Origin of the sequence: Bradyrhizobium sp. NAS96.2 (genome assembly GCF_001908235.1) — a bacterium.
In the GTDB taxonomy this organism is placed as follows: domain Bacteria; phylum Pseudomonadota; class Alphaproteobacteria; order Rhizobiales; family Xanthobacteraceae; genus Bradyrhizobium.
On record NZ_LGHK01000016.1, the window covers coordinates 94,998 to 121,163 of the forward strand.

Annotated in this window: 24 protein-coding genes; 12 read left to right on the forward strand and 12 right to left on the reverse strand. The window is 64.1% G+C overall.

All coding sequences use genetic code 11. The features are described from left to right. Nucleotides 1-16 precede the first annotated feature (16 nt). Complete coding sequence (locus tag AC628_RS03575; RefSeq protein ID WP_074125369.1) at nt 17-1,513, forward strand: M81 family metallopeptidase; 1,497 nt, start codon at nt 17-19, stop codon at nt 1,511-1,513. Next, complete coding sequence (locus AC628_RS03580) at nt 1,510-2,520, forward strand: glutathione S-transferase N-terminal domain-containing protein (protein ID WP_074125370.1); 1,011 nt, start codon at nt 1,510-1,512, stop codon at nt 2,518-2,520. Before AC628_RS03575 ends, AC628_RS03580 begins: the two co-directional genes overlap by 4 nt. 39 nt (nt 2,521-2,559) lie before the next feature. Here AC628_RS03580 and AC628_RS03585 read toward each other — a convergent pair whose 3' ends face one another. The 5 genes from AC628_RS03585 to AC628_RS03605 all read right to left on the reverse strand — a co-directional run bounded on the left by AC628_RS03585 (nt 2,560) and on the right by AC628_RS03605 (nt 8,530). After that, complete coding sequence (locus tag AC628_RS03585) at nt 2,560-3,189, reverse strand: 2-hydroxychromene-2-carboxylate isomerase (protein WP_074125371.1); 630 nt, start codon at nt 3,187-3,189, stop codon at nt 2,560-2,562. 504 nt (nt 3,190-3,693) lie between these two features. Next, nucleotides 3,694-5,616 carry a flavin-containing monooxygenase gene (locus AC628_RS03590; RefSeq protein ID WP_074125372.1) on the reverse strand — a complete coding sequence of 641 codons (1,923 nt, stop codon included), beginning with the start codon at nt 5,614-5,616 and terminating at the stop codon, nt 3,694-3,696. A gap of 9 nt (nt 5,617-5,625) precedes the next feature. Continuing rightward, nucleotides 5,626-6,399 (reverse strand): SDR family NAD(P)-dependent oxidoreductase, encoded by a 774-nt coding sequence (locus AC628_RS03595; RefSeq protein WP_074125373.1) that lies wholly within the window; start codon nt 6,397-6,399, stop codon nt 5,626-5,628. Further along, complete coding sequence (locus AC628_RS03600; RefSeq protein WP_074125374.1) at nt 6,396-7,037, reverse strand: TetR/AcrR family transcriptional regulator; 642 nt, start codon at nt 7,035-7,037, stop codon at nt 6,396-6,398. The genes AC628_RS03595 and AC628_RS03600 overlap by 4 nt, the downstream gene beginning before the upstream one ends. Next, nucleotides 7,034-8,530 (reverse strand): AMP-binding protein, encoded by a 1,497-nt coding sequence (locus AC628_RS03605; protein ID WP_074125375.1) that lies wholly within the window; start codon nt 8,528-8,530, stop codon nt 7,034-7,036. Before AC628_RS03605 ends, AC628_RS03600 begins: the two co-directional genes overlap by 4 nt. 170 nt (nt 8,531-8,700) lie before the next feature. Between AC628_RS03605 and AC628_RS03610 the strand changes: the two genes are divergently transcribed. The 9 genes from AC628_RS03610 (at nt 8,701) to AC628_RS03650 (ending at nt 16,793) form a co-directional block, all read left to right on the forward strand. Further along, complete coding sequence (locus AC628_RS03610) at nt 8,701-9,960, forward strand: ABC transporter substrate-binding protein (protein WP_074125376.1); 1,260 nt, start codon at nt 8,701-8,703, stop codon at nt 9,958-9,960. A 98-nt stretch (nt 9,961-10,058) separates the two neighbouring features. Beyond that, nucleotides 10,059-10,961, forward strand: coding sequence for a branched-chain amino acid ABC transporter permease (locus tag AC628_RS03615; RefSeq protein ID WP_074125377.1), 903 nt, complete (start codon nt 10,059-10,061; stop codon nt 10,959-10,961). Next, nucleotides 10,958-11,977 (forward strand): branched-chain amino acid ABC transporter permease, encoded by a 1,020-nt coding sequence (locus AC628_RS03620; protein WP_074125378.1) that lies wholly within the window; start codon nt 10,958-10,960, stop codon nt 11,975-11,977. Before AC628_RS03615 ends, AC628_RS03620 begins: the two co-directional genes overlap by 4 nt. A 2-nt stretch (nt 11,978-11,979) precedes the next feature. Beyond that, nucleotides 11,980-12,738, forward strand: a complete 759-nt coding sequence (locus tag AC628_RS03625; protein ID WP_074125379.1) for an ABC transporter ATP-binding protein — start codon at nt 11,980-11,982, stop codon at nt 12,736-12,738. After that, nucleotides 12,735-13,451 carry an ABC transporter ATP-binding protein gene (locus tag AC628_RS03630; protein WP_074125380.1) on the forward strand — a complete coding sequence of 239 codons (717 nt, stop codon included), beginning with the start codon at nt 12,735-12,737 and terminating at the stop codon, nt 13,449-13,451. The genes AC628_RS03625 and AC628_RS03630 overlap by 4 nt, the downstream gene beginning before the upstream one ends. 28 nt (nt 13,452-13,479) lie before the next feature. Then, a complete protein-coding gene (locus AC628_RS03635) occupies nt 13,480-14,685 on the forward strand; it encodes a CaiB/BaiF CoA transferase family protein (protein WP_074125381.1) in 1,206 nt (401 codons plus the stop codon). Between the two features lie 17 nt (nt 14,686-14,702). Continuing rightward, a complete protein-coding gene (locus AC628_RS03640) occupies nt 14,703-15,479 on the forward strand; it encodes an enoyl-CoA hydratase/isomerase family protein (RefSeq protein WP_074125382.1) in 777 nt (258 codons plus the stop codon). Further along, nucleotides 15,480-15,935: a MaoC family dehydratase gene (locus AC628_RS03645; RefSeq protein WP_050628612.1), complete on the forward strand. Its 456-nt coding sequence runs from the start codon at nt 15,480-15,482 to the stop codon at nt 15,933-15,935. Between the two features lie 3 nt (nt 15,936-15,938). Then, nucleotides 15,939-16,793 (forward strand): HpcH/HpaI aldolase/citrate lyase family protein, encoded by an 855-nt coding sequence (locus AC628_RS03650; RefSeq protein WP_074125383.1) that lies wholly within the window; start codon nt 15,939-15,941, stop codon nt 16,791-16,793. On the opposite strand, the gene AC628_RS03655 is transcribed toward AC628_RS03650, so the two are convergent. The 7 genes from AC628_RS03655 to AC628_RS03685 all read right to left on the reverse strand — a co-directional run bounded on the left by AC628_RS03655 (nt 16,794) and on the right by AC628_RS03685 (nt 24,508). Continuing rightward, nucleotides 16,794-17,999, reverse strand: a complete 1,206-nt coding sequence (locus AC628_RS03655; RefSeq protein ID WP_074125384.1) for a CaiB/BaiF CoA transferase family protein — start codon at nt 17,997-17,999, stop codon at nt 16,794-16,796. Between the two features lie 29 nt (nt 18,000-18,028). Beyond that, nucleotides 18,029-19,072, reverse strand: coding sequence for a TRAP transporter substrate-binding protein (locus tag AC628_RS03660; RefSeq protein ID WP_168193299.1), 1,044 nt, complete (start codon nt 19,070-19,072; stop codon nt 18,029-18,031). Nucleotides 19,073-19,112: 40 nt separating this feature from the next. Next, nucleotides 19,113-20,402, reverse strand: a complete 1,290-nt coding sequence (locus AC628_RS03665; protein ID WP_074125386.1) for a TRAP transporter large permease — start codon at nt 20,400-20,402, stop codon at nt 19,113-19,115. Continuing rightward, nucleotides 20,399-20,959 carry a TRAP transporter small permease gene (locus AC628_RS03670; RefSeq protein ID WP_245321009.1) on the reverse strand — a complete coding sequence of 187 codons (561 nt, stop codon included), beginning with the start codon at nt 20,957-20,959 and terminating at the stop codon, nt 20,399-20,401. The genes AC628_RS03665 and AC628_RS03670 overlap by 4 nt, the downstream gene beginning before the upstream one ends. 17 nt (nt 20,960-20,976) lie before the next feature. Next, entirely contained in the window at nt 20,977-22,008 is a 1,032-nt protein-coding gene (locus AC628_RS03675) for a TRAP transporter substrate-binding protein (protein WP_074125387.1), read from the reverse strand. A gap of 206 nt (nt 22,009-22,214) precedes the next feature. Next, complete coding sequence (locus AC628_RS03680) at nt 22,215-23,807, reverse strand: ATP-binding protein (protein ID WP_074125388.1); 1,593 nt, start codon at nt 23,805-23,807, stop codon at nt 22,215-22,217. After that, on the reverse strand, nt 23,804-24,508 hold the full coding sequence (locus tag AC628_RS03685; RefSeq protein ID WP_074125389.1) for a response regulator transcription factor: 705 nt from the start codon (nt 24,506-24,508) through the stop codon (nt 23,804-23,806). Before AC628_RS03685 ends, AC628_RS03680 begins: the two co-directional genes overlap by 4 nt. Nucleotides 24,509-24,834: 326 nt before the next feature. Here AC628_RS03685 and AC628_RS03690 point away from each other — a divergent pair, with 326 nt between their 5' ends. Continuing rightward, on the forward strand, nt 24,835-26,139 hold the full coding sequence (locus tag AC628_RS03690; protein ID WP_074125390.1) for a glycoside hydrolase family 3 N-terminal domain-containing protein: 1,305 nt from the start codon (nt 24,835-24,837) through the stop codon (nt 26,137-26,139). The last annotated feature ends 27 nt before the right edge of the window (nt 26,140-26,166 follow it).

Consider the following 26,166-nt stretch of genomic DNA (forward strand, 5'->3'; position numbering starts at 1 on the left):
GCCGAGGCGCATCAAAATGAGCGATCGCAAGATACGTATCGCCGTCCTGCATTTCTGCCACGAAACCGTCTCGTTCCTGCCGAACGAGACCACCCTCGACGACTTCATCTATCCGGGCTCGCCGGCCAAGGGCGAAGCGCTGCTGCAGTTCGATCCCAGAAACTACATGGGCGGCTTCGTGCAAGTTGCGCGCGAGTTCTCCGAAGTCGAACTGGTCGGCATCGAATCCCCGCTCTGGCCGAAGACCTACACCGGATCCGGCTGGATCACCCAGGAAGCCTATCGCACCTTCACCGGCAAGATGATCGCCGGGCTCGAGGAGGAGGGGCCGTTCGACGGCGTCTATCTGTGCCTGCATGGCGCTATGGCGGTGCGCGACGTGCCGCGGCCGGAGGCCGATCTGGCGCGGCAGGTGCGCGAGGTGGTCGGCCGCTCGGCGTTCATCGCCGCGACCTTCGATCCTCACGGCAACGAGGACGAGGCGTTCCTTGAACAGGCGGACATGGCGTTCGCCGTCAAATATTTCCCGCATTATGATGCGCATCTGCAGGGCGAGCGCGCGGCGCGCATGCTGGTGCGGGCGATCCGCGGCGACTACAAGCCGGTGCACAGGACGATCAAGGTTCCGGTGATCTCACCCACCGTGCTGCAATGGACCGGGGCGCGGCCCTGGATGGATCTCGTGCAGCGCGCGCTGGTGTGGGAGGCCCGCGAGGTCGACGTTTACGTCAACATCTTCTTTGGCTTCCCGTTCGCCGATGTTCCCGATGTCGGCATGACCGTGCAGGTTCTGACCAACGACAACCCAAAGCTCGCCGAGCAAATCGCGCGCGATCTCGCGGGCACGATCTGGCGGCTGCGCGGAGCCCTGCTGCAATCGACGAAACTCTGCAGCATCACCGAGGGCGTCGCGCTGGCGAAGCAGGCCGTCGCTGACCGCAATACGCCGGTGGTGCTCGCCGATCACAGCGACCGGTCGGGATCGGCGACCTGGCTGCTGCGCGAGATCATCGCGCAGGATCTCGCCAACACGGTGATCGCGACCATCGCCGATGCCCGGGCGACCGCTAGCCTGAAGGCAGCCGGCGCCAAGGCCGGCGATGCCTTCGACATGGAGATCGGCGGCCGCGCCGACGAGTCGGCGGGCGATCCGGTTCGTATTCAAGGTACCATCTCGGCTGCGGGCGAGGGCTACGGCCAGTTCTGGGTCTGCGTGCGCTTTGGCCGCAACAATGTGCTGATCCTCTCCACCTATCTGGTGCAGATCATGGAGCCGTTTTCGCTGAAGGCGCTGGTGCCTGACATCGGCAGCTTCGAGGTGATGGCGATCAAGTCGCGGGTGCATTTCCGGCGCGGCTTCGACGACAATGGCTTTGCCAAGACGATCCTGCTGGTCGAGCCGGAGCAGCCGTTCCTCGGCACCACGCGCCTCGACAAGTTGCCTTACAGGAATGTCGACCTGACGAGGTTCTATCCCTACGGCAATCCAGCGTTTCCGGAGGCATCGTCATGACCGCGGACCGCTATCGCCTGATCGGTTCGACCGCGTCGCCCTATGCGATCAAGCTGCGGGCATTGATGCGCTACCGGCGGATCCCGCACGACTGGGTGATCATGAGCAAGGCGCTGCGCGCGGCGACCGCGCATCTGAAGCCGATGCTGATCCCGGTGCTGCAATATCCCGACGGCAGCTATCGCGGCGAGACCACGACGCTCGCCTATGATCTGGAAGCGCGCCACCAGGGGCGCTCGGTGATCCCCGAGGACAAGGCGGTCGCGTTCGTCTGCGATCTGCTGGAGGATCTCGCCGATGAATGGGCAGTGAAGCCCTTGTTTCTCTATCGCTGGTGGGATCCGGAAGACCAGGCCTATGTCTCGCGCTGGGCGGGTGAGGAATGGTCGACGTCGGAAGCCGAAGCCGGCAGCCGCGAGGAGATCGAGGAGTTCCGGCAGCGGCAGATCTCGCGCATGGTCATTCTCGGCGCGACGGATGAGAACCGGCCGCTGCTCGAGGAGAGCTATCGGCGGACGCTGGCAGCTTTCGAGCCGCATGTCGGCATGACGAACTATCTGTTCGGCAGCCGGCCGTCGCTGGCGGACTTTGCCTGGTTCGGACAACTCAGCGAGATGGCGACCGACCCGACCCCGATGCGGATCATGCGCGAACGCGCGCCGTTCACCGATCACTGGGTGCGGCGGCTCGACGACGCATCCGGTGTCGAAGGCGCCTGGTATCCGCGCGAGCAGGCGCTTGGCAGGTCCGCTGAAGCATTGCTGCGGATCGCGGGCGAACTCTATCTGCCGTTCCTCGCCGCCAATGCGGATGCATTCGCGAAGGGCCTTGAGCGCCTCGAGATCAAGGTCTGGGGACTGCCTTACGCGCTGGCGCCGTTCAAGTATCAGGTCAAGTGCCTGCAGCAGTTGCGCGAGAAGTTCGCCGCGCTTGGTGCCGGCGATCGCACTGCGTTGAAGGCCGTACTGGAGCGCACCGGATGCTGGGCCATCCTGGATGGAGGCTGATCGATCGGGGAGGGCAAGCAGGTTCAAAACGGTGTGAGTTTAGGTTCGATGTCTGCTCCCGAGCGCGAGCGCGATCGATTCCGGATTTCTGATCCGTTCGATCAGCAGGTCGATGCGGTCGCCGCCCCAGAACAGCTCGCCGTTGAACACCATGCTGGGAACGCCGAACACGCCGAGCGCTTCGGCCTCGTCGATGACGCGATCGTGTTCGGCGCGGGCAGGGCCGCTGACATAGGTCTCGAACGAGTCGGCAGAGCCGCCGATCTCGGAAATCACGCCGGCAATCTCCGACAACTCGTCGAGCTCCAGCTCGTGGTTCCAGAACCTCCGGAATACCGTGTCATGATAGGGCCGGAACAGCCCATGGCGCTGCGCGAACAGCATCCCGGCGCTCGAGTAGAAGGCATCGTAGATCCGGCGCGGGCCCTTCATGGTCAGTCCCTGTGCGTTGGCGAACCGCCGCGCATCCATGTAGGAGTAGCGCACCTTGCGCCAGAAATGCGGCGTGCGCTCTTCGACCGTGCCCATGAACTCGGGAATGCGCAGCGTGTAGGGCAGCCATTCCAGTTCGACGCCGCAGGTCTCCTCGAGCTCGAACAGCCGCTTGTTGGCGACATAGGCGTAGGGAGACTTGTAGTCGGTGTAGATCCTGACCTTCGGCTTTTCCATCAGCGTTCCTCACCCGTCAGGACAATTGTTCCCGATCCGGTGCGATCGCGCAATGCGACGCGATGAAGGGGAGATGGCGGGCAAACGAATGGACCCCGGTGCATTCAAGCATCGCGGGGTCCTGCTACTTCGTTTTAGCGAAGAATCTCTGGTATAGACCAGTGGTGTTTCGGGATCGAAAAGCGCTTGGCCTTTGCGCTCTCGTCCTGCGGATATGTTCAGATTGTCGGCAGCGCACGCGGCTAGCAGCTGCTATCGCCTCAACGTGCACCGAGACCTTGCCGCTGAGCAAGGTCGCTGGCTTTCGCCGGTGGCGTCATGCTCCTCTCCAAGGGTGGGCCGACGGACATCTGTCCGCTTTTGCTGCCTGGCGGTCGATCCCATAATCGTCCGTCAATTCCTGCGACGCGAGGAGCAGGCGCTCCAGCACCCCAACAGGTGCAGTCATCGAAATGCTGCGGCAGTTATGGCCTGCTGTCAAGTTAACGAACAGGGGAATTCAGGTCAGCTTCCCTGTCGCGCCCTGGTCTTTCGATACTGCGTGAAGTCGGGATCGTGCGTCATCTTCCAGTAGTCGACGAACCGCCACGGCATTGCAGAGAACACACGGCCGCGACTGTTGCGGTAATAGGTCGTCATGCCCGGATGCGTCCAGATCAACTGCTCGTGCTCGGCATCGACGTTGCGGATGTATTCGTCATGCGCGTCGGGATGCACGTCGATCGCAGCGATGTCGTTCTCGATCATCTCGACCAGGCAGGCGGAGATGTAGCGGCTCTGGCATTCCGATTGGAAGATCACGCTACCGCCATGCGCAGGTCCCGAGTTGGGCCCGAGCATCAGAAAGAGGTTGGGGAAGTCAGGCACGGTGAGACCGAGATAGGCAGTCGGATTGTCATGGCTCCAGACCTGCTTCAGGTTCTTGCCCTCGCGCCCGGTGATGTTGAGACGCGCCGCCATCTCGGAGACCTTGAAGCCGGTCGAGATCACGATGACGTCGTGCGGCCGCGATGTACCGTCGGCCGTGACGATGCCATCAGCCGCGAAATGATCGATGTTGTCGGTGACCAGCTCGACATTCGGCTTGGTCAGCGTCTTGAACCAGTTGTTGTCGAGCAGGATGCGCTTGCCGTAGGGCGGATAGGTCGGTATGCACTTCTCGATCAGGTCGGGGCGATCCTTCAGCTCGGAGAGGATGAACTCGGCCAGCTCCTGGCGATGCCGGTCGTTGCCTTTGTTGACGGCGCGGTCGGGATACGGCCAGGCCGGATCCTTGCGCAGGAACGGCAACAGGCCGTCACCGTAACGCCAGAACATGTTGAAGCGATACCACTGCACGTAGAACGGCAGATGCGCCAGCAGCCACTGCGCGCCCTCGGTTATCGGATCGGAATAGCCCTTCACCGGACGCGCCCACTGCGCGGTGCGCTGGTAAACGGTGACGGAGGCGACGCGGTCGGCGATCGACGGCACCAGCTGCATCGCGGTCGCGCCGGTACCGATCACGGCGACATGCTTGCCGTCGAGCTTGATGCCATCGGACCACAGCGCCGAATGAACCTTGAGGCCGGCGAAATCCTCGTCGCCGTCGAAACGGGCGGGCAAGGGATCATTGAGTTGCCCGATCGCGCTGACCAGCGCGGTGGATTCGAAGGTCTCCTCGCCGTTCGCGGTCTTCAGCGTCGAGATCCAGCTGCGCTTGGCTTCGTCCCAGTGCGAGGCGACGAGCTCGGTCGAGAGGCGGACGTGTCTGCGGATGTCGTGTTCGCGCACGACCTTGAGCAGATAATCCAGCAGTTCCTGTCGCTGTGCAAAGTAGCGGGTCCACGGATTGCGGGTGCCGAAGGAGAACGAGTAGGAGTGGTTCGGCGTATCGACGCCGCAGCCGGGATAACGGTTGACGTACCAGGTGCCGCCGATCTCGTCCTGCTTCTCGACGATCGTGTAGGGAATGCCGAGCCGCCCGAGCGCAACGCCGAGCGCAATCGCGCAGACCCCGGCGCCGACGATCAGCACATGCTGCTGCGCCAGCCTCTCGTCAGCGGGACGCTCGCGCCAGCGCGCCTCGCGGGGAACGAAGCCCATCTCCTCCCGCATCAGCGGGGCGTATTCGGGCGCGACGTTCTCGCCGAGCGTCGCGCGCATCATTCGCAGCATCAGCTCGTTGCCGGGATCGGTGATGACGGGCTTTGGCGTCCCGTTCGCGAACAGGTTCAAGACCGCCGCGCGGATCTCGTCCTGGATCTCCTTCGGCACGCCGGCATCCGGATCGGGGATCAGGCGGACGTCGCGCTTCGGCTTGTAGGGCGGCTCGAGCCATTTCTCGTCGCCGGTCATGTGCACCAGCACCATCAGCAGCACGCGGATGTCGCCCTCGGCAATGGCGGAGGACAGGTCCAGGTGTTGGCGCGGAAGCTCGATATTCATGCGTTGTCCTCAGCTGCGTGGTGCGTCCGGCAAACCGCCATAGGCGGCCCAGGTGGTGCCCGCGATGTAGCCGGCATCGACCGGCAGGTTGATGCCGGTCACGCCGCTGCTCTGCGGCGAGAGCAGCCAGGCGATCGCCTGCGCCACTTCCATCGGCTCAACCAAGCGGTTCATCGCCGTCGGGCTGGCTAGAAGGTCCTTGTTCAGCGCGCCTGACGCGATGCCGGCTTCGAGCGCCGCCGTGCGGGTGAAGCCGGGCGATACTGCGTTGACGCGCACGCCGCTACGGCCCCATTCAGCGGCGAGCGTTTGCGTGATCTGGATGACGCCGGCCTTCGCTGCGGTATAGGCGTGGATCGGGCCCGACGTCATGCCGGCCACCGAGGCGACATTGACGATTGCACCGTGCCGCCGCTTCGCCATCCCGATGCCGGCGCTGCGCGCGACCAGGAAGGTGCCGCGCAGGTCGATATTGACCTCGCGGTCCCATTGCTCCATCCGCACCCGATCGATCGTGTGCATCTTGCCGAACACACCGGCCGCGTTGACGAGGCCCGTGATCGGGCCGTGCGCTCTCTCGATATCGGCAATGCCGGCGACGACAGCGGCTTCGCTTGCGACATCGAACGGCGCCGGCCAGAGGATGGCGTTCGTGCCGACCAGTTGCTCCGGCGCGATGTCGACGATGACCACGCGATGCCCCTGATCGGCAAGCAGCGTTGCGGTCGCAGCGCCAATGCCGCGGCTGCCGCCGGTGATGAGGATGGTGCCGTCGGCGCTCATCGCTTCTTCCCTTCGTTGCTGTTGAACAGGCCACGCGTGACCAGCTTCTGATAGGCCGTGATCACATAATCGGGCACGGCGGTGACACCTTGTTCGGAATAGGAATATCGCCGGCTGAGATAGCCGCGCGCTCCCATCAGGACCTGGACGATGGCCTCGAATTCCTCGTCGCTGAAAATGTTGGTCGCGCCGGCCGCCCGCGCCCGCTGCAGGATCCGGACATAGGCGCTCGAGATGTTGTCAAAATGCTTCTGGTAGCCGGTCGGCGCGAAGAACTCGGCCTCGTTGAGGATGCGGAGAAACTCCGGCACCTCGCGGATGAAATCGAAGAAGGCGCTGAAGCGCTCGATCTCTTGCCGGGCCTCGCTAGCGGTGCCGGTGCGCGCATGGATGAAGCGGACCATGTCGAGGCCGATCTTCGGCAGCAGCTGATCGAGCAGTTCCTGCCGGTTCTCGAAATGATTGTAGAACGTGCCCTGCGCGACACCGGCGGCCTCGGTGATGCGGGCGACCGAGGCTTCGGCATAGCCATACTTGCCGACGATCTTGGTCGCGGCGTCGAAGATCTTCTGCTTGGTCCAGGCGTTGCGCTCGACCCGGTTGAGTTTTGTCACCTTGGCAGGTGTCGCTTGTGTCATGCGGTGGCCTCGAGTTCGGCGCGGAGCACGCGTTTGAGCACCTTGCCGGATGGATTGCGCGGCAGGCTGTCGCGGACGATCAGCTGCCGCGGCACCTTGAAGCCGGCGAGCCGTGTGCGGCAGAATTCGGTGAGATTGGGCAGGTCGAGCTTTGCGTCGTCGGCCAGCACCACGATCGCGACCGGCTTTTCGCCCCAGCGGGCGTCCGGCAGGCCGATCACCGCGACCTCGCGCACCCCGGGGATTTCGTAGATGACGCGCTCGACCTCGGAGGAGGCGATGTTCTCGCCGCCGGAGATGATCATGTCCTTCTTGCGGTCGGTCAGATAGAGGAAGCCGTCATCGTCGAGATGGCCGATGTCGCCGGTGCGGAACCAGTCGCCGAAGAAGGCGGACGCGGTCTTCTCGGGATCTTTCCAGTAGCCCTGCGTCACCTTCGGGCCGCGCAGGCAAATCTCGCCATCCTGGCCCGCGGGCAGGCGCTTGCCCGTGTCGTCGCGGATCTCGATCTCGACATGGGCGATGGCGCGGCCGGTCGAGCCGATCTTCTCAATCTCCCGGCCGGCCTCCATGAAGGTGTCGCCGCCGCAGCTTTCGGTGAGGCCGTAGGCATCGATGTAGCGCGCATTCCTGAAATGGTCGGAGAAGGCGCGGATGCGGACCTCTGGCGTCTTCTCGCCGCCGCCGATCGCCCATCCCAGGCTTGAGACGTCGTAGCGCTCGCGGTTCGGGCAGGTAAGCAGCGCCGTGGTCATGACCGGTGCGAACCACGCCGCATTGAGCTTCTCGCGCTCGATGGCGGCGAGCGCCGGTTCGGGCTCGAAGCTGCGGTGAATGCACAGCATGCCGCCATGCCAGAGCACGGCGATACCGGGCAAATCGAGCGCGCCGACATGATAGAGCGGGCCGACCACGAGCAGCCGGGTGTCGGCGTTCAATCCGAGCACCAGGGTCTGGTCGGCGGATTTCCAGTAGATGTTCTCGTAGGTGAGCATCACCCCCTTGGGACGATCCGTGGTGCCCGAGGTGTACATCAGCCGCATCAGGTCGCGCGGCTGGCGCACGTGGATCGGCGCCGGCGCGATGTCGGGCGCAAGGTTGGTGACGCTGGATTGCGCGACTTCCCCCAACAGCACCACCGGCGCGTCACCGGTCGCAATCGCGGCAAATTCCTCGTCGGCGACGAGCAGACGCGCGCCGGAATTGCCGACGATGTAGCTGACCTCATCGGCCGACAGGCGATAATTGATCGGCAGGAACACCGCGCCGATATGGCTCGTCGCAAACACCAACTCGAGAAAGGCGGTGCTGTTCTTCATCAAAACGGCGACGACATCGCCGGGCGCGATCCCGTGCATCGCGAGCCAGCTGCCGACCTGGCGGATCCGCAGGTCAAAATCCGCATAGGAGACGTCTTCGCCGCGATATTTCAGCGCACAGCGGTCCGGCGTCCGCCTGGCATGAAATGCGATGAAGCTGGAAAGATTGATCATTTGCCGCTCGTCGGGCCAATTCCGGCGCCGTTTTCTCCCGGGATGAACTATGAATCGTAATTCATATTTGGCTTGACGTCACCCCCCTTGCTCTGAAAACATCATGGGCATGGAGACGGAACGATCTCCGCAAGGGATTTTGGGAACGCGAACCCGACAGGGAGGGGAGTATGACGAGGACCCGGAAACCGGGCATCAGCCGGCGCTCGACGCTTGCGCTGATGGGCGCCGGTGCGGTGACCTTTGCCGCGCCATGGGTGGCGCGCGCGCAGGTCAAGACGATCAAGATCGGCATGCCGACGATTCTGTCGGGTCGCGTCGCGCAGCTCGGCACATCCTCGCGCAACGCGGTGATGCTGGAAGTCGAGAAGGTCAATGCTGCCGGCGGCCTTGCCGGGCGGCAGATCGAGATGGTGATCCGCGACTCCAAGGGACAGCCGCAGGAAGCCGCGCGTATCGCGCGCGAGCTCGTCAACACCGACGGCTGCGAGATGCTGCTCGACGGCGAGGCGTCATCGGGATCGTTCGCGGTTCACGAAGTGGCGCGCGATCTCGGCGTGCTCTGCATCCACACCTGCTCGGAAGCGTCGTCGCTGACGGCCGATCCCAAGCAGCACATTCCAAATGCCTTCCGTTGCGTCCGGCAGGGCATTCATGACTCGATCGTCGGTGCCAGCTACGCGGCCGGAATCGCCAAGACCAAGGGCCTGAAGAAATGGGCGACCTGTTCGCCCGACTATGCCTATGGCCGCGACACCACCGGCGAGTTCGTGCTGTATCTGAAGAAGTTCGCGCCCGATGTCGAAATCATCAGCGAATCCTGGCCAAAGCTGTTCCAGCCCGACTACACCGAGGTGGTGACCAAGATCCTGCAGGCGAAGCCGCAGGCGCTCTATTCCTGCCTGTGGGGCGGCGACCTCACGTCGTATATCGACCAGGCCAACATCTACGCGATGTTCACCCAGATGGAGGTGTTCGCGGTCAACATGGCCGACTACACCGCGCTCACCGTGGTGAAGAACCTGCCGAAAGGCATCCACTCCGGCGACCGCTACATCAAGACGTTCCCGCCGACGCCGGAGAATGCAGCCTGGGGCGATGCTTACAAGGCGAAGTACAACGAGTATCCGACCAACTGGTCCTGGCAGAATGCGACGGCGGTCATGTTCCTCAACGAGGCCGTCAAGAAGGCCAATTCGACCGACGGCAAGAAGGTCGCGGAGGCGCTGACGGGGCTCACCATCAAGTGTCCGTTCGGCGCCGACGGCACCGTCACCATGCGCGCCGACGATCACACGTTGGTTGGTTACGCCATCGGCTGGGGCACCACGATCCCGCAGGAACCCTACGTGCCTGATGTGAAGGCCGGTGACTGGAAGACCATCTTCGAACTCGAGGCCGAGTGGAAGAAGAGCAAAGGCTACACCTGATCCACATGTCAGGCGGAGAGAGCCGCAAGCTGTCTCCGCCTTTCATCTGATGTTTGTCGCGCGCCGGCGTTGCGGCCCGCCGTAATGGATAATTTCTCGTGGACCTCGACGCGCTCGCCAGTTGCCTCGCCAGCCCTGCCTGCCTGGTGACGCAGACCACCAGCGGCCTGATCATCGGCATGCTGCTGTTTCTCGTCGCCGTCGGGCTGACGCTGATCTTCGGCGTGCTCAAGGTGGTCAATTTCAGCCACGGCGCCTTCTACATGTTCGGCGCCTATTTCGCGATGACGGCCTATCAGCTCACCGGCAGCTTTGCGCTGGCGATCCTGGCGGGCGCCGCCGGCACCGCGATCCTCGGCCTGATCTTCGAGCGCGTGTTCATGAGCCGGGTCTACGGCCGCGACGTGCTGATGCAGCTCCTGGTCTGTTACGCCTTCGTGCTGATCTTCGATGACGTCGTCCGCATGATCTGGGGGCCTGAATTCAAGTCGATGGGCATGCCGGCTGCGTTCCAGGTGCCGCCGCTGTTCATCGCCGGCGGTGTGGTGCCGCCATATTATCTGCTGCTGATCGGCGTGGCGCTGGCTGCCGCGGTCGTTCTCGGGCTGGGGCTGGCGCGCTCCCGGATCGGCAAGGTGATCCGTGCGGCTGCGCAAAATCCCGGGATGGTGTCGGCGCTCGGCATCAACACCGGGCTGATCTATGGCGGCGTGTTCGCGCTCGGCGGCATGCTGGCGGGACTGGCGGGAGCGCTGGCCGCGCCGGTGCGCTCGCTGACGCCGGGCATGGGTTTCTCTGTTCTGATCGAGTCCTTCATCGTCACCGTGATCGGCGGCATGGGCTCGATCCTGGGGGCACTGATCGGCGCGCTCCTGATCGGCCTGATCCGCTCGTTCGGATCACTCGGCTTCCCGCTGTTCACCGAGGGACTGATGTATCTCTTCATGGTGATCGTGCTGGTGTCGCGTCCGACCGGTCTGTTCGGCAAGGAGGTCGCATGACCGAGTTGCAGGCCGGGCAGGGCGCACAAACCCTGGCGCCTCCCCGGATCGACGCCAGACCGCAGCGCTATCGCGATGTGCTGATCGCGCTGGTGGCGTTTGTCGTGCTCGCGCTGCTGCCGATGATGTTCGGCAGCAAGCAGCTGCTCGATTTCGTGATCCGCTGCGCGGCCTATGGATTATTCGCAACCTCGCTCAACCTCCTGGTCGGATATACCGGACTGATCTCGTTCGGCCACGGCATGTTCTTCGGCCTCGGCGCCTATGGTTTCGGCCTGATGATGCAGAAGACCGGCGTGCCGATCCCGGTGGCCTTCGTCGCCACCCTGGCGATCACCTGCGTCGTCGCCGTCGTCATCGGCGCAATCTGCGTGAGGCTGAAGGAGATCTACTTCGCCTTCGTCACGCTGGCGTTCCAGATGCTGATCCATTCGACGATCCTGTCGTGGCAGTCGCTCACCGGCGGTGACCAGGGCCTGCGCGGCGGCATTCCGCGGCCGCCGTTCCTCGGCATCGACCTCTCCAACCATCTGCATCTCTACATCACGAGCTGCGCGCTGCTGGTGATCGGGCTGCTCCTGATGCGCCAGATCGCACAGTCGCCGTTCGGCTACACGCTGCGCATGATCCGCGACAACGCCACGCGGGCCAGCTTCATCGGCATCGATGTCTGGCGCGCGAAGTTGACGATCTTCGTGCTGGCGGCGCTGTTCGCTGCGACCGGCGGCATGATCATGGCGCTGTTCGTCTCCGGCGCCTATCCCGAATTCGCCTACTGGACGATCTCGGGCGAGGGCATCTTCATCAACATGCTCGGCGGCGTGACCACCTTCCTCGGGCCGATGGTAGGTACGGTTCTGCTGCTGATCCTCAACGACACCGTCACCCGGCTGACCGAGTATCACGGCATCGTGCTCGGCATCGTCATCCTGTTCTTTGCCATCGGCCTGCGCAAGGGCCTGATGGATTTTGTCGTCGAATGGTTCGCGCAGCGTCGCGGCGAGGGGCGCGGCTAGCCATGCTGGAGATTCGCGCCCTGTCGAAATCCTTTGGCGGCGTCAAGGCGACCGACAACGTCTCGCTCGACTTCGCCGACGGTTCGCTCACCGCCGTGATCGGCCCCAACGGCGCCGGCAAGAGCACCTTCTTCAACCTGATCACGGGCGCGCTGCGGCCGGACGCCGGGCAGATCCTGCTCAATGGCGTCGACATGGCGGGCAAGACGCCCCCGGAGATCGTGCGCCACGGCATCGGCCGCGCCTTCCAGGTCGCGAGCATCTTCCCGTCGCTGACGGTCGAGGAAACGATGCTGGCTGCGGTCGGCGCCGATCAGCGCCGCGCCGGCGTGATGCGTCGGCGCTTCCCATTGGCCGAGACCCGCGACCGCGCCGAGCATGCGATGGAGCTGCTCGGCCTTGCCGGCAAGCGCAACAGGACCGCGGCGACGCTGTCGCATGGCGACCAGAAGCTGCTCGATATCGCGCTCGCGCTGGTGCTCGAGCCCAAGGTGCTGCTGCTCGATGAGCCGACCGCGGGCATGGGCACCGAAGAGCGCTGGCGCATGATCGACAAGGTGCGCGAGCTCTGGGAGAAGCAGAAGATCACCGTCGTCTTCATCGAGCACGACATGGACATTGTGTTCAAGATCGCGCCAGAGATCGTCGTACTGTGCTACGGGCGAATTCTCGCGACCGGAACGCCGGAGGCAATCCGCAGGAACGATGCCGTGATCGAGGCCTATCTCGGCAGCGACGACCACGCGGGAGCGGTGGCATGAGCGCGCAGCCGGTGGTGCAGGTCGAGGACCTCGACGTCTACTACGGCACCAGCCAGATCCTGTTCGGCGTCGGCCTGTCCGTGCGCAAGGGCGAGACCATGGCGCTGCTCGGCCGCAACGGCGCCGGCAAGTCGACCACCATGAAGGCGATCATGGGGCTGGCGCCGGCGCGCCGCGGCAACGTCACCTTGCGCGGCCAGCTGGTGTCCGGAATGCGGCCGCATCACATCGCGCGGGTCGGGCTCGGCTTCGTGCCGGAGGACCGCCAGATATTTCCCGAGCATACGGTCGAGGACAATCTGGTCATCGGCCAGAAGAAGGGGCCTGATGGCGAGGACGAGTGGTCGATCCGCCGCGTCTATGACGTGTTTCCGCTGCTGGAGCCGTTGCGGCACCGGATCGCCGGGAGGCTGTCCGGCGGCGAACAGCAGATGCTGGCGATCGCCCGTACGCTGATGGGCAATCCAGTGCTGCTGCTGCTGGACGAGCCGAGCGAGGGACTGGCGCCGATCATAGTGCAGCGGATCGGCGAGCTCCTGCGGCAGCTCCGTGGCACCGGTGCCACAGTATTGATCGCCGAGCAGAACATGCATTTTTGCCTTGGCCTTGCGAGCCACGCGACGGTTATCGACAAGGGACAGATCGTCTACACATCCTCCATCGAAGAGCTGAAGGCCAACGACAACATCCGGCAGCGTTATCTGGCGCTGTAGGGCCCTTCGAAACTAACGGGGAGGACAAATGGCGGGCGAACGCAGGCTGACGCCGACGCACGAGGCGCCGTATCGCGGGCTGAAAGTGCTCGATTTCGGGCAGGGGATAGCCTCGCCCTATTGCGCGATGCTGCTCGGGGTCTATGGCGCCGACATCATCAAGGTGGAGCCGCCGGAAGGCGACTGGTCGCGTTATCTCGGCACGACCTACGGCAATCACACGACCTTGTCGGCGGTTTATAACCGCGGCAAGCGCAGCCTGTGCCTCGACATGAAGCACAAGGACGGCATCGCGATCGCGCAGTGCCTGGCGCGCGAGGCCGACGTGCTCATTGAAGGATTCCGTCCTGGTGTCGCCGAGCGGCTCGGGCTCGGCTATGAGAGCCTGTCGCGTGACAATCCGGGCCTCGTCTATCTCTCGGTCAGCGGCTTCGGGCAGAGCGGGCCTTATGCCAAGCGGCCGGGCTCGGATTCGGTGGCGCAGGCGTTTTCGGGGCTGGTCTCGGTCAATGTCGGTACCGATGGTGTGCCGCACCGGGTCGGCACCACGATTTCCGATGTCGTCACCGGCGTCTATGCGTTCCAGGCCATCGCGACGACCCTGTTCGCGCGTGCGACGGTCGGCACCGGCCGCTGGATCGACGTCAATCTCTGCCAGTCGACGTCGGCGCTGCTCGGGCACAAGGTCGCCGAGTTCATCCTGGAGGGCGGTGCGCCGCGCGCGTTGAATGTGCCGGCCGGCACTTACCAGACGCAGGACGGCTGGATGATGGTGACATTGGTGAACGAGCCGCAATACAAACGTCTGTGCAATGCAATCGCACGCGAGGATCTCGCCGGCGATCCGCGCTTCGCCGACTTCGCCCGGCGCGCCGACGCGGCCGACACGCTGATCCCGCAGCTGCGCGAGGTGTTCCTGACCCAGCCGACGGATGCCTGGCTGACGGCGCTGCACGCGGCCGATATCATCGCGGAGCGGATCCTCAATCCCGGCGAATGGCTGCGCAATCCGCACGTCGAGGCGACCAGGGCGTCGGTCCGCCAGGATACGCCGGGTGTCGGTGCGGTGTATTCGCCGCGGACGCCGGGGATCGCGAGCTTGTCCGAGGACGATCTTTGTCCCGCGCCGGACGTCGGGCAGGATAGCCTGAGGATACTGACAGAGGCTGGATTTGGTCCTGCCGAAATCGACGGCTTCTTGCTGTCGGGCGCGGTGCGGCAAGCCAAGCGATGATAGGAGCCAGGACAAACATGAGCACAGACCTCGTTCGTTATTCGGTCACTGAGCAGATTGCCGAGATCGTGCTGGATCGCGCGCCGGTCAATGCGCTCAGCATCCCCTTGATCAACGCGCTGCTGGCGGCACTGGCGAAGGCGCGCGATGATGACGCGGTGCGCGCCGTCATCATCAGCAGCGCCCACAAGGTGTTTTGCGCCGGCCTCGACCTCGACATCGTCAGGGGCAAGCCCGCGATCGAGACTAAAAAGTTCCTCGAGCGGCTGTATTTCGCGTTGAACGATACGCAGTACCGCATGGGCAAGCCGACCGTTGCCGCGATCGACGGCGCGGTCCGGGCCGGCGGCATGACGATCGCGATCTCCTGCGATATGATCGTTGCGGGCGATAGCTCGACCTTCGGCTATCCCGAGATCGATGTCGGCCTGATCCCGGCGATCCACTTCGTGCAGCTGCCGCGGCTGGTCGGAAAGCATCAGGCGTTCGGCCCGCTGTTCCTCGGTGAGCCCTTCGATGCCGCAACGGCCTTTCGCATGGGTCTGCTCAGCGAAGTGGTGCCGAAGGGCACGGCACTGGAGCGGGCCCGCGAGATCGCGCGCAAGCTGGCGGCGAAATCACCTATCGTGATGAAGATCGGCCGCGATGCCTTCGTGCGCGCGGTCGATGCCGATTTCCGCCGCTCGGTGGAGAACACGGCGGAAAGTTTCGTGGTGGTTGCCTCGACGGAAGACTGCCAGGAAGGGCTGAACGCGTTCGTCGAGAAGCGGACGCCCAACTACAAGGGACGGTAAATGGCTGGATTGTATTTCGAAGAGTTCGAGGTCGGGCAGGAATTCCATCACGAGTTCAGCCGAACCGTGACGGAGATGGACAATACCATGTTCAGCCTCCTGACCATGAACCCGCAGCCGCTGCACCTCGATGCGCATTTCTCCGAGAAGACCGAATTCGGCCAGCGGCTGTTCAATAGCCTCTATACGCTCGGCATCATGATCGGCATGAGCGTATACGACACGACCTTGGGCACCACGGTCGGCAATCTCGGCATGACCGACGTCAAGTTTCCGAAACCAGTCTTTCACGGCGATACGCTGAAGGCGCATACCAAGATCGTCGGCAAGCGCGCCAGCAAGTCGCGGCCGACCCAGGGCATCGTCGAGTTCGAGCACACCATGACCAACCAGCGGGGCGAGGTGGTGGCAAGCTGCCGCCGCACCGGCCTGATGCACTGCAAGCCGAAGGCGTAAGCGATGCGATCGTTTCTGTTCGTTCCCGGCGACAGCACCCGGAAATATGAAAGCGCCAAGAAGACCGCGGCCGATGTATTGATCCTCGACCTTGAGGATTCCATCGCGCCGGAGCAGAAGGTGGTTGCGCGCGGAATCACGCGGCAGATGCTCGATGCGCGCAATCCAGACCAGAAGCTCTATATCCGCGTCAACGCCCTCGACACCGATCTGACGCTCGGCGACCTCGCGGCCGTGATGCCCGGCAAGCCCGACGGCATCGTGCTGCCGAAATGCGCCGGCGCCGCCGACGTCAACAAGCTCGCGCTCTATCTCGACGCGTTCGAGGCCGCCTCAGGTATCGCGCAGGGCACGACGCGGATCGTCACGGTCGCGACCGAGACGGCGCGCGCGGTCCTCAAAATCCTCGACTTTGAGAATATGAGCCCGCGGCTCTGGGGCATGATGTGGGGCGCGGAGGACCTTGCGGCCTCGCTCGGTGCGACCCGCAACCGCACTGACGGCCGCTATCACTCACCTTTCATTCTCGCCCGCAACCTCTGCCTGATCGGCGCGGCCGCGGCCGGTGTCGTTGCGATCGACACCATCGCCACCGACATCAACGATCTCGATGCGCTGAAGGCAGAGGCGATCGCCGCGCGGCAGGACGGCTTCCTGGCCAAGGCCGTGATCCATCCCAAGCATGTCGATGTCGTCAACGCGGCCTTCATGCCGACCGACGAGGAGATCGCATGGTCCGAGCGCGTGATCGCCGCATTCGCCGACAACCCATCCGGTGTCGCCAAGATGGACGGCAAGATGCTGGACAAGCCCCATTTGCGCGCCGCCGAGAAGATCCTGGCGTCGCGCAGGAAGTAGTCAACGTTCGGGATCGATCAGCGCGCCCTCCTTGAGGAGGGCCGCAATCTCGGCCTCCGCAAGTCCTGCCTCGCGGAGGACCTCCCGGCCGTGCTCGCCGAGGTTCGGCGGATAGGTCCGGATCGACGGCGGCGTCCGGCTCCAGGTGGCGGCTGGACCGGCGACGCGCAGCGTGCCTTCGGTCGGATGCTGCAGCGACTGGATCAGCCCGACGGCCGTCAGATGCGGATCGTCGATCAGGCTGTCGAGGTCGTGCAACGGCGCGTGCGGGATGTCGGCCTCTTCGAAGAAGCGCATCCATTCGGCGGTGCTGCGGGTCTGCATCACCTGCGAGAACCAGTCGTAGACGAAATCGTAGTTCCGGGTTCGGGCCGCGATGCTGTTCAGTCGCGGGTCGCGGTCGGCTTCATTGGCGAGGCCGATCTTGGCGAAGAATGCGTTCCACTGCTTGTCGGAATAGACCAGCGCGCAGATGTGGCCGTCGCTGGTCTGATACGGCCGGCGGTCGGGCGACAGCAGCCGGGAGTAGCCGGGCGGTCCGATCGGCGGCTCGAAGCTGCGGCCGGCCATGTGATCGCCGAGCACGAACTGGGCCATGGTCTCGAACATCGGGATCTCGATCGCCTGGCCTTCGCCGGTGCGCTCACGGTGGAACAGCGCCGCCAGGATGGCGTGGACGGCATTGAGGCCGACGATGCGGTCGGCCATGGTCGCCGGAGAGTAGCGTGGCTCACCTGTGATCTGGCCGGTCAGTGCGGGCAGCGCCGTCAGCCCCTGGATCAGGTCGTCGTAGGCGGGCCGGCCCGCATAGGGGCCGGTCTCGCCGAAGCCGTGCAGGCTGGCATAGACGAGCCGCGGGTTGACGGCGTGGAGATCGTCGGCGCCGAGCTTCAGCCGCGCCATTGCCGCAGGACGGACGTTGTGGACGAACACGTCGGCGGCCGCGGCAAGCCGCAGCAGCGCCGCGCGGCCGCTCGGCTTCTTCAGGTCCAGCACGATCGAGCGCTTGTTGCGGTTGCCCTGCAGGTACATTGCGCCCATCCCGGGATGGCGCATCGGGGCGGCATGGCGCATCACATCGCCGTCAGGGCTTTCGACCTTGATCACGTCGGCGCCGTAGTCACCGAGGATCATGGTGGCGTAGGGACCCATCATGACGCTCGTGAGGTCGATGATCCTGATGCCGGCGAGCGGGCCCGCCGGCATGGATGGTTCGTCTCTCGTCGGCGCCTGGCTCAATGGGTGGCAGCCAGCGCTTCGGTGAAGGCCTTGAAGACGTCCGTGCCCGACTTGCCGCGCTTGTCGACGTCCTTCACCCAATCCTGCGCCACCGATTTGAAGGCGGTATTGAACACCTTCTTGTCGTCGGCGCTGAAGTTGATGATCTTCATGCCCTGCGCCTTGATCTTGTCGGCCGCGGCCTTCTCGCCGTCCTCGAACCGCTTGCAGGCCTCGCGCGTGGTCTGCTCGCCGGCCTCGATCAGCGCCTTGCGCACGTTCTCGGGCAGCGACTTGAACTTCAGCTCGCCCATCGAATAGGTGAAGATCGCGGTGCCGAAGTTCAGCCCTTCGGTACCCGACTTCAGGATCTTGCCGAAGTCGTAGGACGCCGAGCTCTGGTAGGAGAAGATCAGCCCGTCGAGCGTGCCGCGAGTCAGCGATTCATAGATTTCCGGCGCGGCCATCCGCACCGGCACGCCGCCGATCGAGCGCATCATCAGGTCCATCGCGCCGCCGGTGGTGCGGACCTTCAGGCCTTCAAGGTCCTTTGCCGTCTTCACATCGCGGCTGGTGGCCAGCTGGACTTGGTAAGCCGGCAGCGCGAGCGTCACCAGCGGCCGGAGCTGGTTGGGCGCGAATTCCTTGGTCTCCAGGATGCCGCCATTGTGCGAGACCTTGTAGAAGGCGAGCGAGCCCTGGCATTCGTTGTCGAAGATGCCGGGCAGCTCGGCGACGGCCGTCAGCGGAAACTTGTCCGACGAGTAGGACGGCACGATGTAGGAGACGTCGGCGACGCCGAGCGCGGTGAGCTGGGCCATGTCCTTGGCCTTGCCGAGTTGCTCCGCCGGGAAGTGCTGGAACGTGACCTGGCCGTTGGTCAGCTTGGTGACGAGTTCCGAGAACGGCTTGCCGACCAGTTCATGGATCACGTGGCCGGAGGGCAGGCTGTCGGCAAGGCGCAGCGTGATCTTCTCCTGGGCAAAGCCCGATGATGCGGTGGCCGTCAGCAAGGCTGTACCGACAGCGGCGCCGGCGAGGAAACGGAAATACGAATTCATCATGGTCTCCCAGAGATGGCCGTCTCGACCGACGGCTTCTTCAATGTTGCATGTGGTTCGGCAGCCAGAGGATGATCTCCGGGAATGCCACAAAAATGGCGATAGCGATCAGATGCGCGATGAAATGCGGGAATGTGCCGTGGAACACCTCGCCCACGGGGCGATGAGCGTAACGCGCCACAATGAAGCAGTTCAATCCGATCGGCGGCGTGATCATGCCGACCTCGGCGGTGACGATCTTGATGACGCCGAACCAGATCGGATCGAAGCCGAGCGACTTGATCAGCGGCAGCACGATCGGAACGGTCAGCACCAGGATCGCGATCTGGTCCATGAACGAGCCGAGCACGATGTAGCCGCACAGGATTAGCGTGATGATGATCCAGCGCGAGACATCGAGCCCGCCGACCCAGCCGACGATGTTCTGCGTGACCTGCGTCAGCGTAAAGAAATAGCCGAAGATATGCGCGCACATGATGATCAGCACGATCATGCAGGTGCCCTGGGCGGCGTGCCGTAACGTCGTGTAGAGCGAGGTCAGGTTGATCTTGCGTTTCCAGCAGGCCAGACAGAAGGCGCCGAATGCACCGAAAGCGGAGGCTTCCGTCGGTGTCGCGATCCCGAGATAAATCGTGCCAGTGACGATCGAGAACAGGATCACCATCGGGCTGACCTGCCAGAGCAGGCTGAACCGCTCCGACCATGTCACCGCCGAGATTGTCGGCGCGCGCGAGGGATCGAGCAACACCAGGATATAGATCGTCGACATGATGATGACAGTGACGAAGATCGCAGGGATGATGCCGCTGATCAGCAGCTTCCCGATGTTCACCTCGGCAAGCAGGCCGAAGATCACCAGCGCCACCGAGGTCGGCAGCAGCATCGCGAGCGTACCCGAGATCGCGACGACGCCGGCTGCCATCTTGGGCTCGTAGCCCTGGCGGATCATCGCGGGCAGGCTGGTCGAAGAGAGCGTTGCGGCCGAGGCCGTGCTGGTGCCGCAGATCGAGCCGAAGCCCGCGCCGGCGAGCGCGGTCGCCATGCCGAGGCCGCCGGGGATGCGTCCGACCCAGGCTGCGGCGGTCTTGAACAGGTCGTCGGCGACACCCGACAGCAGCACGAGGTCTGCCATCAACAGGAACATCGGGATCGTGATCAGCTCGTAGGAGGTGACGGCCGACAGCGGCGTGGTCTGCAGCACACCGAGCAGGATCGGCAGGCCGCCGGTCAGATAGAGGCCGAGCCCGCCGGAGAATGCCATCGCGAATGCGACCGGCGTTCCGATCGCGAGCAGGAAGAACAGCAGCGCGAGGATGAAGGTCGGGATCATTCGAAACCTCCGGCAGCCTTCTCTGAATGGCCGGAAATGGCCTGCAGCGGCAGTATGTTTTCGCCGGTCAGGAGGCTTGCGGTATTGGCAAGGAGATGAATGGCAAGGCGCAGCGCGAGAATTCCCGCGCCGACCGGCACGAAGATCGAGGAAGCCCAGGTCGGCCAAGGGATCGCGCCCGCCATCACGTCGCCGGAGACATAATTGTCGAGCGCCCGCTGATAGCCGAGCCAGGTGATCGGAACGAAGATCGCGAGGCCAACGACGTTGGAGATGATGACGCAGAGGCGCTGGATGATCGCGGAGAAGCGCGGCAGCAGGATATCGACGCTGATATGGCCGTTGACCGCGTAGGTGCCGGAAAGCGACAGGAAGAAGACGCCGGCCATCACGTACAGCGAGATCAGGTCATAGGCCCAGGAGAACGGCCGGTTGAAGACGTAGCGCATCACGACATCGGAGAAGACGATGATCATGATTGCAAACATCAGGGCCGCGGCAATGGCCGAGGTCACCTTCTCGATGGTGGTCAGGGCTTTCAGACTTTTCTTGATCACGTACGACTCCGTCCGCGTTACCGGGCCGGCACGGCCGCAACGGCAGCGCTAAATTCCTTCAGGGCATCGCTGCCGTGCTTGCCGCGCGCGTCGAGCCCGTCGGCCCATGCCTTGCCGACGCCCTTGGTGAGGTCCTTGAGCTTGGCGACGACGTCGGGCTGCAGGGTGTCGAAATGGACGCCTGCAGCCTCCATCGACTTCATGGTCTCGCTGTCCTGCTTCTGCACCTCCTTGCAGGCGGACGGCAGGATCTCCTCGGCGGTGTCGATCATGGCTTTTTGGATCTCGAGCGACAGCTTCTTCCAGGCGTTCTCGCTGATCGAATAGGCGACCACGAAGCTCGCGAAGCCGAAGCCATCGGTGGAATGTTTCACGAGCTTGTCGGCGCCATAGGCGACGACGCTCTCGAGTGGAAACAGCAGGCCGTCCATCGTGCCGCGCGACAGTGACTCATAGGCGTCGGGCGCCGCCATACGCACCGGCACCGCGCCGATCGCGCGCAAGGTGAGGTCCTGCGCGCCGCCGGTCGATCGCAGCTTCAGTCCGTTGATGTCGGCTGTGTCCTTCACCGGCTGCTTCACGGTCAGGATGCGATAGGGCGGCAGGCTCACCGCGAGCAGCAGCCGGATGCCGTTTGCGGTATAATCCTGCTGCGCGATCACGCCGCTCCGCGCAGTCTTCCAATAGGCAAGCGTGCCCTGACAGGAATGCTCGAACGCGCCGGGGAGCATCGCGACTTCGGAGACCGGCATCTTGTCGGAGACATAGGCGGGCGCGACATAGCCGATATCGGCGACACCGGTTTGCGTCAGCTTGAGCATGTCGGCGGCCTTGCCGAGCTGCTGGGCCGGATAGTGCTCGAACGTCACCGCGTTGTTGGTGCGCTTCTGGACCTCGGCCATCCATGGCTCGAGCACGAGACGGACGAGATAGTGTCCCTTCGGAAAGGAGTCGGCGACCCGTAGCTTGATCGGTTCCGCCGCTGCCGCCAGGTTAATCGATGCGATGAGGAAGCCGTAACCGGCCAACGCCCGTCGAAGCCCGCCCATATGTCCTGCCCCAGAGTAGCCTTGTTGTTTTAAGCAGCTGCGCACAAACAAAATTGCGCGTCAAGCAGGGCTCGGCTCAGCAGTTTGATGATGGCTGATCCTGCAGAAGCACCCGCATCTCGATATGCTTTGTCCACCGCGCGGGAAATTTCTCGGGTGCGCCGGCGCACGGCCCCGCGATCATCATCGCACGGGTCCGGGACCGGTCAGACCGCGGGAAACGCCAGCTCGAAGGCGACGCCCCTGCTGGAGGGCAGCAGGCGGATCGTGCCGCCGTGAGTCACCATGACGGCTTGCGCGATGGCGAGCCCCATGCCGGTGCCGCCGCTGTCGCGGTGGGTGGTGAAGAAGGCGTCGAAGATCTTGTCGCTGTTGGCGGCGGAAATCGGGTCGCCGTCGTTGCTCACCGTCGCCCTGATGGTCGCGGCTTCGGCGGTCGCTTCGAGCTGCACCGACGTCGCATTGTGACGGAACGCGTTGTCGGCCAGATGCGCCAGCACGATCAGCGCCTTCTCACCGGACATCCCGATCGAGCGGTCGAGGCAGCCTCTCGCCATGATTGTCCGCCCGGGAAAGCGGCTCTTCAAATTCGCGATGACGCTCGAGAGCGGGGTCTGCTCATTCTGCGGCGCGCTTTCGGCGCGGGCCAGCTCGCGCAGCCGCTGGCCCATCGCATCGAGCCGCTCGACGTCGCCGAGGATGTTCGAGATGAAGCGCTGTTGCTCGGATCTCGTCAACGTATCGGACTTGCTTTGAAGCGAATCCTGCAGCAGCTCGGCTGCGCCCCTGATCGATGTCAGCGGCGATTTCAGTTCGTGGGTCAAATGCGCGGAGAACGTCGCGATGTAGTCGGAGCGGCGCGACAGCTGCTGGGCCATGTCGAGAAAGCTGTCGGAGAGCTGGGCGAGCTCACGGGTGCCATAATGCTGCAGCGGCTGAAACGCATTGCGGTCGCCGCGGCCGATCCGCACGGCGCGATCGACCAGTTCGCGCATCGGGCGCGTGACCGTGCGAGAGAACGTCAGCCCGATCGCAATCGTCGTCAGCAGCACGGTCAATGTGGCGAGCAGGAACTTGCCGCGCTCCTGATAGAGATGATCGAAGATGTTGCTCGGTGTCCGCGACGTGTAGATCACGCCGGCGACATGATCGTTGACGATGACGGGCATCGCGGAAAAGACGTGGACACCGACGCCACGGCTGATCGAGTAGATCGGCGGCGGAGGCTTGTCCGGCACGCGGATGCGGAGCGCGGCGCTGTACTGGCCCTGCAGGGCCGTAGCGACCTCCTCGATATGGGAAAGCGACTGTCCGACCTCCTGGCTTCCGGCGATCACTACACCCTGCGGATCGAGGATGCGGAAACCCGCCAATGTGACCTTTTGGGTCTCCAGGATGATCGGCATCAGCGCGGTGCCGATCTCGACATAGGCCGGATCGGCGGGCTTCGCCGCCGGTAGCGCATCGGGCCGTCGCCGCAGCAGGTCATTGCCGGCGAGATCGAGCGCGGGCCGGATCGGCGTCACCGTGTCGCCGGGATCAGGCAGTGCTTCCGGCGGCACCGCCGCGCCGAGCGGGATGCCGTTGGCGAGCCGTGCCTGTACGTCCCGCGCATAGATCGCGGCCAGCACGCGGCTCTGCGCAATCAACTCGGCCTGGGTCTGGTGAATCAGCTGGTTGTCGTAGAGGCGGAAGAAGAACAGCCCCATCAGCGGCAGCACCGCGACCAAAGCGAGCACCGTGAAGATCACGAAACCGAGCGACGGTCGCCACTTCTGGTCGGCGCGGTGAGACGTCATGCCTGCGGCTCGCAGCGGCCGAGCTTGAAGCCCACGCCGTGCACGGTCTCGATGACATTGTCGCACCTGGCGGCGGCAAGCTTGGCCCTGATATTGCGGATATGGCTGTCGATCGTGCGGTCGGAGACCTGGATGTTGAGCTGGTAGGCCGCGCCCATGATCTGCTCGCGGTTGAACACCGCGACGGGGCGGGTCAGGAAGGCGCGCAGGATGCCGAATTCGATTGCAGTGAGATGAAGCGCCATGCCAGCGAATGTCGCAACGTGCTGCTCGGGATCGATCGAAAGCTGCCCGCGCGAGAGCACGGTCGTCTCCGGCATCGCGCCCGCCGCGCGCGGCGTCAGCCGCCGCAGGATGACATTGATCCGCGCGACCAGTTCGCGCGGACTGAACGGCTTGGTCACATAGTCGTCGCCGCCAATTTCGAGGCCGAGGACGCGATCGATCTCCTCGTCGCGGGCGGAGAGGAACAGGATCGGCACGTCGGATGATTTGCGGATCTCGCGGCAGACGTCGAGGCCGTCGAATTCAGGCATGCCGATGTCGAGCACGATCAGGTCCGGCCGTTCGCCGGCAAAGCGGGCCAGCGCGTCCTTGCCGTCGCGCGCCTCGGTCACGCTCATGCCGGCTTTCCTGAGAGCAACGCGGATGACCTCGCGGATATGCGGGTCATCGTCGACGACGAGAATACGGTGGGTCAACGGGATCTCCGAATGCGGCGTCCTGGCCGCGCCTCGCTCTCGCTTGATGCAATTGTTCTACAAGGCAACTGCGGCGGGAGACAAGAACGGATCGGCTTCATGACGGTCGGGAAGGGGCTCGTGCAGGTTCGTGCATCGCTGGTGGACAACGTCCTGCCCGCAGCCTGGCGAGGTTGAGTCGTGCATGTGCAGCGGGTGAGAACGCGACCAGCAGGAGTTCAGGATTTTTATGCAGATTGCGTGCAGGGGCGACTTATCGGCTCGCGCCGTCGAATCTCGTCTGATACGGACGAAGCCGATCGGCCTCTTCTGTCGCGCGTGGTCCCATGCAAGTCAGCAAATGTATCGGCATTGCTCTGCTCTGGATTGGCGGGTTGGTCGTCGTCTGTGCGGGCATCAACAACAACGATCCCTATCTGGTCCCGCTGCGCGGAACGGGAAACCTTCTCCTCGTGGCCGCAAGCATCGCGGTCGTATTCATGCTGGTTCGCCGTGCCGCCTGGCGCAGGCGAAGTTGGGCGGGGAGGCTTCTGGTCGTCCTGTGGTGCCTGCCGCCGCTTGCAGTGCTGGCCGCGCATGGCGTGTTCGAGGTGCGAAGGCACCGTGTTCTCCAGACGGACCCGGTGCTCGCCAGGTCCCTCGGGCAGCATTTTGTCGTCGGCTATCGGTCGTTCGACGAGGTCGCGCCGCTTGTGGAGAAAGGCTTCATTGCCGGTATCTATGTCACCAAGCGTAATGTTGCCGGCAGGACGGCAGACGCCTTGAAGGCGGAAATCGCCGCGCTGCAGGCCAAGCGGCGGGCCGTGGGGCTGCCACCGCTGATGGTCGCGACGGATCAGGAAGGCGGCATCGTCTCGCACCTTGCGCCGCCGCTGACCAGGCTGCCCGCGCTTGCCTCATTGGCGGAACTGGCGCCCGACGAGCGAAAGGCAAAGGCCGAGGAGTTCGGGCGCGTCCATGGCCGCGAGCTGGCGTCGCTTGGCATCAATCTCAATTTTGCCCCGGTGCTCGACCTTCGGCCGGACACGAAACGCAATCGGCTCGATTTCAATACGCTGACCAACCAGCGTGCGATCTCCGATGATCCGGCCAAGGTGAGCGCGATCGCAGGCGCCTATATCCATGGCCTCGAGTCCGCGGGCGTCAGTGCCACCGTGAAGCACTTTCCCGGATTGGGCCGGGTGCGCGCCGACACGCACCACTTCAGTGCCGATCTCGATACGCCGGTCGGCGAACTCGATGCGACAGACTGGCGTCCGTTCCGCGATGTGCTGTCAACGAGTGGCGCGCGCCTGATGGTCGGGCATGTGGCGGTGACTGCGCTCGACCCCGGACGGCCGGCGTCGCATTCCAAGGCTGTCGTCGACGGGCTGATCCGGAAGACCTGGAACTATCAGGGCATCGTCATGACGGATGATCTGGTGATGGGCGCGATCTATCAGCACGATGTCTGCACCGCGGTCGTAGAGGCGTTGAATGCGGGCGTCGATCTCTTGCTCGTCGCCTATGACGGGTTGCAGTTCTACCGCCTGTTCGCCTGCGCGACCGATGCAGCGGCGAGGGGCGGGCTCGATACCGCAATGTTGCACGAGAGCGAGACGCGGCTAAGGCGCGCGCAGCTGATCGACTAGAGCTTCGGTTCTGATTGAACTCTAGAC

Bases quoted from the DNA above. Each gene is read 5' to 3' on its own strand.
- AC628_RS03575 (WP_074125369.1), top strand. From the start codon at position 17: ATGAGCGATCGCAAGATACGTATCGCCGTCCTGCATTTCTGCCACGAA.
- AC628_RS03580 (WP_074125370.1), top strand. From the start codon at position 1,510: ATGACCGCGGACCGCTATCGCCTGATCGGTTCGACCGCGTCGCCCTAT.
- AC628_RS03585 (WP_074125371.1), bottom strand. From the start codon at position 3,189: ATGGAAAAGCCGAAGGTCAGGATCTACACCGACTACAAGTCTCCCTAC.
- AC628_RS03590 (WP_074125372.1), bottom strand. From the start codon at position 5,616: ATGAATATCGAGCTTCCGCGCCAACACCTGGACCTGTCCTCCGCCATT.
- AC628_RS03595 (WP_074125373.1), bottom strand. From the start codon at position 6,399: ATGAGCGCCGACGGCACCATCCTCATCACCGGCGGCAGCCGCGGCATT.
- AC628_RS03600 (WP_074125374.1), bottom strand. From the start codon at position 7,037: ATGACACAAGCGACACCTGCCAAGGTGACAAAACTCAACCGGGTCGAG.
- AC628_RS03605 (WP_074125375.1), bottom strand. From the start codon at position 8,530: ATGATCAATCTTTCCAGCTTCATCGCATTTCATGCCAGGCGGACGCCG.
- AC628_RS03610 (WP_074125376.1), top strand. From the start codon at position 8,701: ATGACGAGGACCCGGAAACCGGGCATCAGCCGGCGCTCGACGCTTGCG.
- AC628_RS03620 (WP_074125378.1), top strand. From the start codon at position 10,958: ATGACCGAGTTGCAGGCCGGGCAGGGCGCACAAACCCTGGCGCCTCCC.
- AC628_RS03625 (WP_074125379.1), top strand. From the start codon at position 11,980: ATGCTGGAGATTCGCGCCCTGTCGAAATCCTTTGGCGGCGTCAAGGCG.
- AC628_RS03630 (WP_074125380.1), top strand. From the start codon at position 12,735: ATGAGCGCGCAGCCGGTGGTGCAGGTCGAGGACCTCGACGTCTACTAC.
- AC628_RS03635 (WP_074125381.1), top strand. From the start codon at position 13,480: ATGGCGGGCGAACGCAGGCTGACGCCGACGCACGAGGCGCCGTATCGC.
- AC628_RS03640 (WP_074125382.1), top strand. From the start codon at position 14,703: ATGAGCACAGACCTCGTTCGTTATTCGGTCACTGAGCAGATTGCCGAG.
- AC628_RS03645 (WP_050628612.1), top strand. From the start codon at position 15,480: ATGGCTGGATTGTATTTCGAAGAGTTCGAGGTCGGGCAGGAATTCCAT.
- AC628_RS03650 (WP_074125383.1), top strand. From the start codon at position 15,939: ATGCGATCGTTTCTGTTCGTTCCCGGCGACAGCACCCGGAAATATGAA.
- AC628_RS03655 (WP_074125384.1), bottom strand. From the start codon at position 17,999: ATGCCGGCGGGCCCGCTCGCCGGCATCAGGATCATCGACCTCACGAGC.
- AC628_RS03660 (WP_168193299.1), bottom strand. From the start codon at position 19,072: ATGAATTCGTATTTCCGTTTCCTCGCCGGCGCCGCTGTCGGTACAGCC.
- AC628_RS03665 (WP_074125386.1), bottom strand. From the start codon at position 20,402: ATGATCCCGACCTTCATCCTCGCGCTGCTGTTCTTCCTGCTCGCGATC.
- AC628_RS03675 (WP_074125387.1), bottom strand. From the start codon at position 22,008: ATGGGCGGGCTTCGACGGGCGTTGGCCGGTTACGGCTTCCTCATCGCA.
- AC628_RS03680 (WP_074125388.1), bottom strand. From the start codon at position 23,807: ATGACGTCTCACCGCGCCGACCAGAAGTGGCGACCGTCGCTCGGTTTC.
- AC628_RS03690 (WP_074125390.1), top strand. From the start codon at position 24,835: ATGCAAGTCAGCAAATGTATCGGCATTGCTCTGCTCTGGATTGGCGGG.